Annotated in this window: 7 protein-coding genes; all 7 read right to left on the reverse strand. The window is 37.1% G+C overall.

Annotation, left to right across the window (positions count from 1 at the left end; genetic code table 11):
- Positions 1-8: 8 nt before the first annotated feature.
- Positions 9-929, reverse strand: coding sequence for an AlbA family DNA-binding domain-containing protein (locus NLBNIHML_RS13390; RefSeq protein WP_494354538.1), 921 nt, complete (start codon positions 927-929; stop codon positions 9-11).
- Positions 930-1,388: 459 nt separating this feature from the next.
- Positions 1,389-5,123: an NACHT domain-containing protein gene (locus NLBNIHML_RS13395; protein WP_494354539.1), complete on the reverse strand. Its 3,735-nt coding sequence runs from the start codon at positions 5,121-5,123 to the stop codon at positions 1,389-1,391.
- Between the two features lie 454 nt (positions 5,124-5,577).
- Complete coding sequence (locus NLBNIHML_RS13400; protein ID WP_494354540.1) at positions 5,578-7,353, reverse strand: hypothetical protein; 1,776 nt, start codon at positions 7,351-7,353, stop codon at positions 5,578-5,580.
- 320 nt (positions 7,354-7,673) lie between these two features.
- The gene (locus NLBNIHML_RS13405) at positions 7,674-9,266 is read right to left on the reverse strand and encodes a TnsD family Tn7-like transposition protein (protein ID WP_494354541.1); all 1,593 of its coding nucleotides are present in this window, start codon (positions 9,264-9,266) and stop codon (positions 7,674-7,676) included.
- Between the two features lie 5 nt (positions 9,267-9,271).
- A complete protein-coding gene (locus NLBNIHML_RS13410) occupies positions 9,272-11,191 on the reverse strand; it encodes a TnsD family Tn7-like transposition protein (RefSeq protein ID WP_494354542.1) in 1,920 nt (639 codons plus the stop codon).
- Positions 11,179-12,927 (reverse strand): ATP-binding protein, encoded by a 1,749-nt coding sequence (locus NLBNIHML_RS13415; protein ID WP_494354543.1) that lies wholly within the window; start codon positions 12,925-12,927, stop codon positions 11,179-11,181. The genes NLBNIHML_RS13410 and NLBNIHML_RS13415 overlap by 13 nt, the downstream gene beginning before the upstream one ends.
- On the reverse strand, positions 12,917-15,073 hold the full coding sequence (locus tag NLBNIHML_RS13420; RefSeq protein ID WP_494354544.1) for a TnsB C-terminal domain-containing protein: 2,157 nt from the start codon (positions 15,071-15,073) through the stop codon (positions 12,917-12,919). Before NLBNIHML_RS13420 ends, NLBNIHML_RS13415 begins: the two co-directional genes overlap by 11 nt.
- Positions 15,074-15,082 lie beyond the last annotated feature (9 nt).

Consider the following 15,082-nt stretch of genomic DNA (forward strand, 5'->3'; position numbering starts at 1 on the left):
TTCTTCATCTAATACGTCCGAAACTTATGTGGGATCCCCTTTTGCCGTTTCACCTTCCAAAGAAAGTCACCATTTACAAAAATTCTCGCATTTTTGATATTTACAGAATATTTTTTCTCTCGTGCATCCACTAATAGAAGCTCAAATACGTATTCCTCAGCACATATTCCGTGTTCATCAATATTTAGTCTAAATGGGTCTGATGATTCAAAGCCCACCATTAAGTGTCCAACTTTTTCGGTTTTTGGTGATAACACTAATTTGAAGTCTGCACCTATAAATTTATCCAATCCATATACATGATGCCTTGAGAGTTCTATTCCTTGATCATTGCGGACATATAAGGTGCCACCAATTATCGTAATAGGCAATTCTGTTGTATTTGTTAATACAACTTCTATAGAAGCACAACCTTCTGTATCGTGTACGGCGTGTAGTGTCTGTTCAAGAAAACTTATTTCAAATTGTCCTTTGTTTAAATACATATAGTCGAAGTCACTTCGTTTAGCTATTGTATTCATACTTCCTTTACGAATTAAGCAAAGTCCCTCTTTCAATCCACTGAAGTTCTTTCTCATCATATATGGTTTATTGTCTGTTTCGTAAATTTTAAAAATACCTAACACTAGACCCTTATATTCGTATTTGAAATAATCAAACTGTATTTCGGGTTCGATATTATTTAAAACCAACTGCAAATAATTAGATGAGTCTATAAATTCTTTTGGATCAATTCCTTTTATCTCCTTGCCTTCTGGTCGATCCTTGACTCCAATAATAATGAATTTATCTCCATTATGCCGAGAATTGGCCATTGCCATTATATCCATGAGCAAATCCATACTTTTGTCTTTATGGTATTGCCTCTCTTTAAAGTCCAAGAATTCGCACTCATACCCTGATTCAATTAACTCAACAATCTTATCCATAGGCACCTCACTATACCTCTATGTACAACAAACTATATATTTACATCTTTACTGTAAAAATTCGACATCATGCAAGAAAATCCTACTTTATTCACAAAAATTCTCATGTGATAGAACTATAAAGTATATTGAAAAATTGAGAATTGATCTTGCTAATGTACTTATTCCTCTTCTCATTCACTAAGTAGTTAATAAATAATTTTCACTATTGTTCCCCCTGAAGAAAGAAATGTTCTACAGCTTTCGGGAATGTTCATTTCGATACTTTAATCTCTCTATGAATCATCACTTTATAACTCAATAAGACGTACAATGTATTTCAAAATTCAAAAAGGGGAGCCCAACTTAATGTCTCGGACTCCCTTTTTGAATATGTTGAAATTTTTAATTCAGTTGTAAAAATTTTAACCATTAAAAAGTAGGAATTTGAATATGAATTCATATGTATGTCTCGCCGGTTCAACTTCTTATCGTGGCATCAAAGACATATGAACTAACATGCTTGTTAAATTTAAAAGACAAATTCTCAGCCTGCTGATTAAAAAACTGTTTGGCGTCGTTGATTTGCATATCTGGAGTCGACTTGAGTCGGATATCAGTAGAATCCTTCCATCCATCACATAGAAACCACCCTATCAAGTACATACCGTAGTCACAATGTTGGTTCTCCATGTAACGGCTGACTAATTGTTTCTCCATTGCAGTCTTCAGTGAGCGGTTCCAGCAACCTTTTACTTCTATCATCAGCGAAATCGTTTCTTTTTGGGTCGTACACAAATCTACTTTAATATCGATCCGCTCTCCCCTTCTCCCCCCTTCGTAATCAGATCGACTTTGTTCCACTTCCCGATTGACGATGATTCCGTATTCGAGCAACTGTTCTGCTAATCGCGTTTTGATTAGATCGGAAAATTCATTTTCCGTTTTTGGAACTTGCTTGTCGTCAATTTTATTCCACATTGTGAAGATGAGCGGATTATCCGAGTGAAGCATTCTCTCGTAGTCCTCCAAAATGTCTTTGACGACTTCAATAAGTTGCTGCCCATTAATTATCGGCATTCTCTTTTTCCCGTGAACCGTCTTTATAATTGCTTCAGGCAGCGGAGGATTCCACGATTTTTTCAAGTAGTCATTGCGTATGAATGACCACACTGATTGCACATGTTCAGAATTCGGCAACTTCTTACTAAGAAATTTGATCTGTCTATAGGACTCCTCCGTTTTACGATCCTCCAACTCACGAAGTAACAGTGCCTTTAAATTATTAAATTTATAAGAGTAATCAATTTCGTTAACGTTTAGCCACTCAAACAGCTCGGCAATTGCTTCGGATGACCACCTGTCCTGAAAGGAATAGTTTCGGAATGTTGCTAAATAACGTTCGATGATGCTTTTGCCGTATTCCTTATCTTCTTGCAAGATTGGCCTCAGTAGTGCCCAACCTGCGTCTTCTGAGAAATCCATCATAATTGCCAGTGCCTCTGATGCACGTTCTCTTACTTCTACGTTGGAAGGGTTCCGTCCTTTGTCTACAAGTGACTCCACGATTTGCTTTATCGTAGGATGACGCTGCTCAAGTAAGATGCTGATGATAAGCCCGAAAGCTTCTAGATCGATCGTTTCGTCCTGCATTAGCGTTAGCACCCGCGAAGCAGTATCCTCGTCCCAACAGTTCACGAGTTGACTGATTACTGTATATCGAGCCCCCCATCCCCAAGATAACTGGCGTACGTAACGAAAAATACCGTTTAACGTCTCCACCCGGTGGAGACGATGAAACCACTTGAGGATCTCCATACCATCCATATATTGACTGATTTGTGGCTCGGTGACGGCATCTAAGCATTGATGCACAGCTTCTGGAGACAACGTTTCAAAAAACATCCTTTCATTCATAAAAACAAGCTGAATTGCATCAAGCATGTTCCTTGTGTACCCGTACTGATCTGAGTTTTCTATACTTGCAGAAGGAGTGATAATGAACTGCTTTGCTGCCAGCAGTATACGCGCCCTCAAATCCTCGTTGGCTTGTTTCCAACCTATGAATTGCGAGAAATCACTTGGATCAGAGCTGAATAAATTACTCCAATCACGAGGATTTAATTGTTTTATTAATGTGTCCCAGGCATTGGTTTGTCCACTTTCCATCCGATCTAATAGTTCCAGTGCTGCCTCTTGCTGAAAAACTGGCGGGGTAGGCGACCATTTTTCAGGTTTTTCAGTGAACTGTTCCATTTCAGGCTTACTCGCGCACTCCAGGAAATTGTTTTCTCTTAAGCTGTCCTCTAGCCTCACAATACGTTTCTTCAACTCTTCTTCGCTTTCGTCAAATTTACTCAGAAATACTTTGTACACTTCCAAATAGACAGAGGATGAATTTTTCCGATTCACATATTCCGGTGAATCAAGTATCGTATCACTAAGCGTTACTAGTTGTTCCGAGCATAATGATTGGACAATTGAACAAATATGCTCAGAAACAGTGTCTTCTCGAACGTATAAGTCGAGCATGTATTCCAACAATTCCATTAATGTCAGATGATTCGGATACAATCTTTTTAACAGGGGAAAGTACATATGATCGTACCGATAGGTATAGTTATCAAGAAAAAACTTCATCGGCCGCAACTGCTCATCTGGACATAATTTATACAGGACGGGGAATACGTCGTCTAGCAAGTCTCCATCCCAGTTGTGGAAACAATCAAGTATAGTACTTATCGTCTCGATCATATCGCTGTAATAGACAAAATTCAGAGCACATCTTTTAGCCAAATCCGAACTTGCCGGATCGCTAAGACAATTGTTTACGATATCTATGACTTCTGGAATCCTAAGCTCTTTAATGAAATCAATATCCCAATAATGCCTGGAGTAATCCGGATCCGACTTGTTGAACACCGACAAAACGAATTTTTTCTTTGTATCAACTGTTAACTGAAACCGATCGAAAAGAAACAGAAGTTCCGGCTGTTTGTCAACAAGTTCATTCAGAAAAGACTCATTAAATTCACCGAGCCAGGCGGCTGTTTGATGAAGTTGAGGAACGAATTGACCTTCAAAATCGCCGGGGTGCATAAAAAAATGTAGTAGTTGCTTTGTCTTCACTCCACTAGCATTCAAATAATAGGCGGCTAAAAACTCTTCATACGATTTGTGGGCCCACGTTAACTGCTCGGGTCCGTTATCGACGAATAGCCCTGTAGTCAGTACTTCATTCCAATCGGCTTCAGTAATCACTCTCGTGTCATATTCGCTCTGTACGTCCCGTAATTGGATGGTGCCGATCTGGTGCGCTCCTCCTTCCAAGCCAGTGTGAATGATATGTCGGTTCGTCAACATACAAACCGCTGCCAGCTTCGCTGCGTATTCCAGTTTTTGCGCCACGGATAGTCGCCCAGCAATAAACCTCTTTGCTCTTCGATCCGGGTTTACTTCCTCACAAAGCTTATAACAACCTCGATCGTATAGCTCCTTCTTGACTATCGGCTGATCGTTCCAGGTATTCAGAAGCATGTGCAGCGTAACTGGTCGGCTAGCTAACGCTTCAATTCGATGCTTTTTCACTTGAGAAACAAATGTTTGAGACGCATGCTCGTGATTAATGCTAGCTTCTTTCACGTCTTTCTCCCTGAGCGGCGCAAGTCTATAAAAATGGACGTTGCCTTTTGAGAACTTACACTCCAGATTATATTCCAAGCCACTCGGAAACGCCCCAGTTCTGCAAGCGATTCGGAGGTATAGTCTGGAAACGTCCAGTTGATCCAAAATGTCTTCCAACAAATTGCATAGAACTTGTAGTTGCATGAATCCTTCATCAAAGCTGTCAAACACCAAATATAATTTACTGTTCTGCTCTTGCTTCCACTCCGCATACTTTTCGTTGTTCATGATGCTGTTGTTTATGAATTGGTCGGTGGTAATCTTTTTTAGATCTACGAAAATTACGTATGAATTTGTATTTTCTAACTGATCTTTCATTTCAGCGAAAACGGTGCTTTTACCGCTGCCTGGCTCACCCAGCAAAATTAGACATTGCTGGTCCTGCAGTTCTGATAACGTCACCAGTTCAGGATGTTGCTGTGCCGTAAAGCTCTCATCTGGGTCAACTAGAAAACCGTCATGCAAAAAAGAGTTGGGATCTATTCCTCTTGGATAACAATAACGGGTCCAATTATATTGAGTCGTGCTCATAGTAACTCCTTTTTCATATCCATATTCTCAATCATTATGCTGAGTTTGTATTTCGACAAAAAAATGCTATCTACCTTCAAAAGACAACAAAAAGAAAACCTTGTTCCGCAAGGTTTCTTTTTGTTTAGTATGGTGAATCAAAAAGGAGCAAATGTGGGTGTATCTATAGGACTAATCCAAGTATTGAATTGAAATCAATGAAAGACATCGCTTATAAATATAATCATGGTGTCGAATTCTAAAAGTTATTTATGATTTAGTAATTTCGAAATATTCATTCTCAAATAGATCCTTATAATGAGCTTTTTGACCACTCATATCTCTAATAGTCTTACTTACCGGATGACTTATCGTGATCAGGACCATTATTTTGTTTTGACATTATTTATTTACTGATTCTTTTGATCTAACAGTTACCAATGTCACATATAAGTTATATTATAATTAAATCACTTCATTGCGCATCAATGTAAGCTTCACAACCATCACAAAGTCCGTCCTCTTCTTGGTTTAGAGTTTTATCGCATCTCATGCAAAACCCTAGTGTATTTACTTTTCCACAATTAAGGCATTCTCCGGTCTTATATCTTAACGTACTTTCTACGTCTGAATCCTCATCGCTGAAATAAACCGAATAGGATTCACAATAACGACAAGGTACACTAGCGATTTGATCTTCTGTGATTTCTGGAAAATCTGAAGATACCAAAGATGATATGTACTTTTCCATTTTAGATAATCCAGATGTGACCTCCCAGTGATCTTGAACTAAAGGCATATAAATTGTTTGCTCGTCATTATACTCTGCTTCTCCATTCGTATAATATATATCAAACATTTCCTCTTTATCATTCGTTATCACTTGAAAAGATATTGTACTTAGTTCCCCTGTAGATGAATTAATATCGGGAAAAACCCTCACTTTTATATCATCTCTTGTTATATTATGCTCAATTATGAAGATAGTGGCTTCCTCTTTAAGAGTAGTCTCAAAATATGAGATCTCCAAATCAGAGCGATAATAAAACATGTCTCTTAGGTGATCAAAAATGGTACTTAGATGTTCATGGAATTCAAAAATAATCTCACTCTCATCAAGAATACGAATACCAGTTGCTTCTTCTATATTATCTCTCCAATCATCAGCTTGTTGTCTTTCCATCACTTCTGCCTCAAATCTTATTTCTTCCATATAACTTGCTGCTTCGGTCTCCGTGTATGCATCAAACTTCTCCTCGGCTTCTGCAATCAATTTTTCGAGCTCATTCATGCTTTTATTGAACTTATCCCTTAATCTTAAATCTATAAGTTTATTATGAGCTACATGATTACGATCTGTCTTAAACTCGCTCCATAGACCACTAAATTTTCTGAAATCACACGAAAACCATGGAAGAAAATAATCTTCCCAAAAATTCTTATCTACTTCCATTTGTTCTTTCAATTCCCCTATTAATCTAGGATGTAATTTATCAATTGATTTAGTGTTAAAGAAGATACTGTTCATTAGGTTTTGGAAAATAAAAAGCCTTTCTTTTTCGTCTCGAGAAAAAACATTTATCGGTTCAACGGAATCTTCAAACGGATCCAAACTATCAGGATCGCGAAAGATGCTATTTTTCTTCATCTTATATGTCTTAAAACTCAAAATACTAATTAAATCACCTGTATCGATAGACATTAGGTTTGTATGTATATTGTCAAAACTAGGGGTTCGACGTCTATATTGGTCATTTCTTTCGTTATATTTATTGATCAAGTCAGCTGGCATATACTGCTCCCACCAGTCCCCACCGAGCTCAAAGAACATTATACTGTTTATTAGTCTTCTCAGAGAATTCTCTACATTATGTACTTTCTTATATAATTCTTCGGCAAAATGTTCAGATTGAGTATCCTCTAACCAAACACATTGCTCCCAGTCATCAATCATCTCATCTTTAATTTTTATTTTTAAATCATGTAATTCAAGATTCGATGAATCTTTAGATGGAAGAATAACATCTACTTTAAGTTGGATGGTTTCATAAGTAGCAAGGACAGTAAAGTTAACAAATAAATCCGTTTGCTTGTATTCAAAAGTCGCTTTACGTATTGTCTCTTTATTTGAATAGAACTCTAAACTATTTGAATCCAAATCTAATTTCACTTTTTCCATAATTTGTTCTGTATAGGAATAAAAATCAAAGCTCCTGCTGTTTTTCTTATTAATCATTACAAACTTTATCATCAGCTAGTTCTCCTTTTGAAAATATCCAAAATGATTATTTTAATCATCATCACAAAACTTTAATTTTCTCTTACAAACATCGCATTCTACTTGAATCACAAAACCAATGGCTGTGGGAATAAAAGTGTACGAGAACTTTGCCCCTGAAACATCAATAGGTTTACATGAATCCCATTTTTTAATTTGTTCTATCATATCATTTGTTATTTCGAATATCACGTAATTCACACTCCCAATATTGTTATTACCATCTGAGTTTAATTAAAAAACAGATCCAAAACAATACATACACTGCTCATTTAGATTGTTGTAGACTCATATTATCCCATCAAACGCTTACGCTCATGATACTGTTCCATTGTTTCGATTACCTGCTCAAGCTTCGCTCGGCTAAGAGGTAATTTTTCTCGTTTAGTGTGAATCATCGTCGTACAATGAAGCTTTTGTACTATTATTGAACGGGATATCCGACGATTGTATTTTGATTTCAATGTAGTAGCTGTTGTTTCAATATTCTGCGCTAAAATTTCATCTCTTTTTTTCCAATCTACACGCTGGTATGGCACTCTCTTATCATCATAATTTTCCCTTTGACGCTTAGGTTTGTGACGAATACTTCTTTTAGTACTTGAACAATTCTTAGCTGACTCTGAATAATTCAAGTATTTTTTGACGGTTCCGGGATCAACCCCCAATCTTCTCGCCTTTTCTCGTAAGCTCAAAACAGGATTGAAAGATAATTCATTTAACTTCTCCATCCAAACGGCACCTAGCTGCTTAATTCTTCCAACTCGGAAAATATCGTTTTCAGTTTGATCCGGCCCTCTACGTGAGTATATAAAACCACAGCTACACTGGAACGTACCAACAGGTTTGGAGGTATCCGAACACCTTGTCACACGGACAGACTCAATTACTTTGCTCCCAAAGTGGGATGCTGCTTTGTTTAAGCAGGGCCATGGACCATTACCAAAAGCATTAGCCTTACTGTACTGTTTCTTCTCCACTAGGTCCCTAGTATTCATATCTAAAAAATACTGCATTAGAATATGCCTTAAAGGATGTGTTGCATGCCGAGGTTTCCTCAACATTTTGTGCAGCCATGTACACTGGCTACCTATATCTAGAGGGCTGCCTAGATTTCTAAGATAAGTCGAACCATAGAAGGAGTTCAACTGGGGAATAAGATCCATAAATCTGATGTTTCCTCCAGTAGTTAGAAATCCCATCTCTTGAAGCTTGTATAAGTAGTATTTTCTGACTGCTCCAAGCCCCAGTGGCTTATAAGTCGTTGTAAGAAGATCAATAGATCTTTGAGCAATATTAACTTCCTTATTACTTCCCTCGAGAGCGAGCGGAATATTTTCTGGAAGTATAGATTGTAATGTTATAAACTCATGTTTCTTTCCTTTTTGTGCATAGTGAATCGAAGACTCTATAAGATAGCACTGATGTTCAACACATACCGAAACACCAGTTAGTTGATGAGAACGATGCCAGTAAGCAACACCAACCTTTAAACGATCCGCTGAAACACACTGACCACAGTACCTAAGAAAAAGAGGCCTTTCTACTCCGCTTGGAGGTAGTCCTAACCACATATAAATAGGTTGACAATTGGAGTGTACCAACGTGTAAAATATTCGATTAAATCGAGCTTCTTGAATAAAGGGACGATAATATGGAATTAGCGTGTGATGCTCCAATAAATACACAATAGGTATTGCCCTCCCTGGTATGTGATTGTTTAACGTATGAAGATAACCAGAGTAAGCAGTTGTAGCAGAAACATTTGAATTAGAAAATAGATCTAATAATGTTTTTCTATTATTTTCATTTCCAGAATTAACATGGTACCTAGCAAAAACGCTGTATAATAATTCATCCGGTAAAGGAGTGGGAAAATTTATCACTAATTTTATTCCTTTCTACATTTATTTAATTTGTTTTTCACTTCGGCTACAACCCAATCTTGAACCTTTTTTGAACAGTTTTTGTAAAGGGAAAATTTTTTTTGTATAATTTTAAGACTTGGCGTGTCATAATTTGATTGTTGTTCAAACCATTCAATAACTCTATCAATCATACGCAAACCATAATCATCCATTGTCTCTATATTAGATTCATAAAGATCCCTAGAACGAGGAAGAATCGATCTGTTATGCAAATAACGTTGGAATTTTTCTTTTGGAAGCTCTCGAAAGAATGCAGAACCGGATATTCGTGCATTTGGATTTTTACTATAAACTTTAGCTATAGCTTCCTTCAGTTCTTGGTAGATTTCGTCATCTAAAGTCTCCCTGTTTATCGTCTTAGGTAAGATTTTTCTTGCTGGGAGATGTTCTTCCATCCATTCTTTCTCTCTCTTCATAAGCCAATCATACCTGTGGATATTGTACTTTCGAATTTCTGGTCTTGTCGCCTCACGCCCTAACATTCTTATTGCTTCTAATACAGTGTCCTTACACAGTGTCATCTTATCTACTGAAGTAGCTGCGGCCTCGAAAAAGCCCATTTCTAAAACCAATTCCTCATGGATCCCCCCAGGGTAGCTGGATTTTCTTCGACGACCAGTATGCGGTCTAAGATATTTTTGCACTGTGTTTCGATTTGAAGATAGCTTTTCTCCAATTTCTCGAAGCGTCATCCCCATATCATAATATTCCTCTGCTTTCTGGATAAACAAAAATCCCCAAGTTTCAATGCTGTACCCTTCATTCTCTTCTCCATTTGGTATAGCTTTACGAGTGTAGATAAGACCACAATGAGAACAAGTAAATCTACCTGTTGCCCACTCGTGAACTCTACGTTTAATATCTGTTATAACAAGTTCATTATAGTACTGACAAATTGGATTAAGACAGAGCCAAGGACCGCAGCCGAAAGGCAGCTTTGTTGAATAACTGTCCTTGTTATTTAAAAATCTTTCTACAGAGCCTGATAAAAATCTCATTAGAAGGATGTACACAATGGTAAGACTGCCCATATATCTTTTATCAAACAATCTAGTTATGTTCTTAGTCTCCAGTATTTCATCTGTGAAAATACCTAATTGGGATAAATACAACTCACCATAAAATTTAATGAACTCACTTAGCAAGGTTCTTTTATAAATGTAGTCTCCACGAAAATGGATGTAATTGCGTTTCCCAATGTTAATCATAAATTTGAGGTGCAAAGTATCTATATCCAACTTCCGTTGACTCATTAGAGTGTTAATATCATCTAACAAATCATGATCCGCTTTGATTTTAATAGATTTCCTATCATTCAAAACATTTTGGTTACATTTGGGGCAGTCGAGATCAAATAGCATCCATGTTGCCTTTTTATCAACAAGAGTTGTTCCACATGCGTTACAAGACGTAAAAAGCTCACTTCCATGGACCATACATTGTTTTAAAAAAACGAACTGATGCATACGATGGAGATAAACGACTTGAAACTGACTAAAATCTTCTAACATACACTCGGGGCAGTATCTGCATTCATCACTAATAAACGAGTATAATGCATGTATTTTCAATTCGTTTTTCTCTGAATTTGATCCCATTCCTCTCCAAACACCCTCCTGTTTTTTTCTTGAGAGAAAGGGGCTTATAAATGGGTAAAAACTATGTTTAAGAATAATATGCTCTGCAAAATCATCCGATAATCCTAGATCTGTTAGTATACTTTCTAGGTTTTGAGGATAAATGATTCTATTAGGTACTGATTTACCTAAAAGTTCTTTTTTACTAAGCTCGAACGTTTTGGCCGATTGTAAATTATACCGGTGGACGATACTTCGGAAATCTTCATCCATATAGGTGGATGGAAAATAAACTATCTTCCCCATCTAACGTCCCCCTCAGTTTCAAATTCAATAAACTCAGTAAAGTCAGCAACAAGTCCAGCTAGCTTGAGAGCCTCTTCATTGGTTTTCTTTTGTTTATTGGCCTCATACGAAATGGAACGTATATCATCTGTCTCTAAGATTTCTTTGGTTTTCAAACTGGTTTTACGAAGCTTATTTGGTAAGATCGGCTCAACCTGCTCTTCAGTTGCTGAGTCTTTATCTGCGAGTACTTTTTGGGCGACCAGCGAATACAGGAGTTCTACATCGACTTTTACATTTCTATTCTCTAATTCAATTTGTTCTGAAAAAGCTATCGCTTTCTCAGAAGTAGTCCCCATCTTCATAGCAAAAGTACATAATTGGTCAATTAATACTTTTCGATTATTTTGGATTAAAATTAACTTATGCTCTTCAGAAAGTTGCCCATCAATCGTTATTCGATGCTGAGCATCCATGATATACTTTTTGAAAACAATCCAGTCTGGTTTCAAATCTTCATATTCAGCTGGGTCAATTTCCTCACCTTCCCGTATACGTTCGAATATAGGTTGAACAAGTCGGAAAGTCTTACTTGCTACGGACTCAAGCATCTCTAGAGTGATCGATTCTGTTTCCTCATACAAGATTACATGACACTGAATATGCATAAATAATTTTACTGCAAAATCAGGAATTCCCAATGTATGATAATACAACGCTGCTTTTAAATCAGGTGTGAGAGGAGTGAATTTTTTAGTATACTGCAGATCCCATAGCCCTTCGACAAACAATTCCCATTCTAATCCATCTTTCATACGATCTGTAATGTTCTCAGCATAACCATCCGGTATACCCCTTCTAGTGTTCGCCAAAGAATTTTTAAACAGGTACAACGCTTTAAATGTCCCAATCATGATGATGGGTATCCCGATAGAATTGGTAAGTTCGGTGATAAAATCAATCATTTTTGCCTCTCCACCAGAATGTCCTTTATGAATTCGTTGGATTTCGTCAATAACAAGCACACCTAAATTAATTTGGCCAGCTACTTTTGACATTCTTTTCGCTAGCACCTCAGCTCGACCATCCTTCTCTGCCAGATCCTCGTAATAAGAAGTGCCTAAGAGTTTATCTACAGCAAAATAGAAATTTCGACAAAGTGCACCCACAGATTTATTACTGGGGCATTCGATGTGAAGCCAAAGTACCTGCTTGCAGGCTAGATAATCTGATTTGTACCTGGTATGGTGAATTACTTGAGGTATTAAACTCAGAACTCTCTCGTAGGATTTGGATTTCCCCATTCCACTCAACCCTATATCAGCCATCTGTTGAGCTGTTTGGACATTACCCATTAAATTTTCTCCATATTCATTGATTCCAGCGGATAATATTTTATCTAATCCAATGGAAAGTTGTCTTTGGTACATGGGACTAATGGGATTTCTAGATTGATACCCAATCTTAATCATCGTATACAGGTTCCTATATTTTTCAAAATGTGATACCATCGGTTGCCAATACATCGGTTTAATTTGTTGCACAAGTTCTACTCGTTCTTCATCATCAAGTTGAGATAGGTCACCTGTAAATCGGGGTACTGAATATAACAGTTGATAAAGTTGCTCTTGCTTTAACCTTGGAGGAATAGCTTCTATGAAAGGATTGTTTTGATATGCATCTATAATTTGTGGATAATACTCTGCCTCTATTTGTCTTCCTTTAAGATATACATAACGATCCGAATCATTGTTCATCCGGTAACCGCCTCTCTTTACTTTTACTTAAAAGAAAAAGTTGCATTTTACTTAAAGGGGGATTGGAAGTATAAGATTCCTGTAACGTTGATTTAGATTCAGTACATGTGAAAATCTTTTCATCCGTTTGACGTCGGGCAGTCCAAGAAGTCTCACTACCAGTAATACGAGACTCTAGTTTTCTTTTAGCCCGTTTGTTTTTATATTTATTAGACTTAGGCAGTCCCTTTTGTCTCTCATTCATTTTTTCTCTTTCTAACTTGGTCAAATATTTAGCAGCAGCATCTAATTCGGACTCAATTTGGTAACGCTCGTTTTTTGCCATTTGTAATTTTTTCTTTTTGAAATTTAGTATAGATTTCACATCATCAATATGCATTCCTTCATATTCCTTAAATTTTGCCGTTAGACTGCATTGCACAATAGAGCCATTTTTGAGTCGAATGAAAATACTACTGGAGTTTCTAGGATCGTAGCTAACTTCAATTTGATGTTTACCCTCTATTTGTTCATCTTCGAACCAACCTTCCTTAACCCCAAGCTCACATGCATAATTTAGTTGATTCACATTAATCCCTCGTCTTGTTACAACTCCCTTTTCTTTAGGTAAGAGAACATATCGAATCAGCTCTCGAGGTTCTTCATGGAGTAAGCTTCGCTTTGCTCCCCAATTCCACATGGAAATTGGTGTTAAATCCACATTATCTCTAGCCATTTCACTGGTTACTAGAAAATCGTCACTAAGTGCTTTGCGATTATACTCCAGCACAAATAAAATAACGATCTTCGTAAATACCTCGAAGGTATAGACACTCTTTTTGGAAGGATCAAGTTCCCCTCTTTCACGATGTTCCTTATGGACCGCTCCCGGTATCAGTTCTTTCACACGTCCACAAAAGTTTCTGAATTGCTGTTCGATATACGGTTTCAGATCTGCTCGGTACGAAGGAGGATTAGCTAAGCGAACATTTAAATTCACTAAATTATTCGAATTCTTGCTCTTCATCTCTCCACGATCCCCAACCATCTTTTGAGGAAGATGTTTAGATGGCCAATCCTCTTCATGAATGCTCACTCCATATTTAGCACAGAACTCCACCTTATCCGTAGAAGCATTTTCTAACGCCATCATACTTTCTACCCAGGAATTCGTTTTAGATATATGCATTCCCGTAATTAAACGACTCATTACATCTTTGACAAAATAAACATGTGGTCTCCCAATGACTGTAAGATAATCTGAAGACAGTAAAAGCACATCAGCAGGTGTAGAATCCGTTTCATATAATGCTCCCGGATTATGAATTTCCTCAGTAGGTGAACCCAGTAAAGCTCTCGCTCTTATCTCTGCTTTTCGGTTCCCTACTTTAGCGGCCAAACGACTTTTTTTGTTATACTCTTTTTGATACCAATATCTGAATTGCTTTATTGATGGACAATTAGTCATATTTATAATAGGAACCTTAACCTCATGCTTTCTATAGAATCCTTCATTATAATGCTCTTCACACATATGTTTGTGCGTAGCAGTTAAATTCATTTTCAATGCCGAATGATATTTTTGTATAGCGGACTTAAATATTTCTTTATCTTTAGCTGTCACAATAAAGTTGTGGTCTTCTGTTTTTGGCCCTGTTTTTATGTTTATTTTCCTCTTGTCTCCAGTGACCCCTACATCGGTATAGTCATGTAATAAACCATTAATTGATTTCCCATAGAACCAATACTTTTTCAGTAGTAAATATATTGTTTTCTGTGGTTTTCCTGTTCGATCTGATTCACTTCTAATTAACTTCCCCCTTGATTCGCTCCAGAAAATTTCTGGTTCTTTATTAGCAATGGATTTTATTAAGTCAAATTTCTGGTCTCTCTCAGCTCCATATTTGTTTAAATACTCATCAGTAGGATTTAAAAACAATAGATCCGGTTCATAAGAGGAAATATTGGCTTCCTCCATCTCAAGTAAACGAAGCAGTTCTCCATAATCTCGAAAATAGGGTAATTGTAATTTACGCTTATCATCTATGTTTACTAATACCACGTATGATTGATCAGGAGAAATCCAGAGAACCCGTTCAAGCGAGATCTCCTCATGGTCATCCGAGATATACTTTTGAAAAGCAACAACAGAGTTAATATAAATCACGATTTACAC

It is taken from the genome of Paenibacillus sp. JNU01 (genome assembly GCF_059130585.1).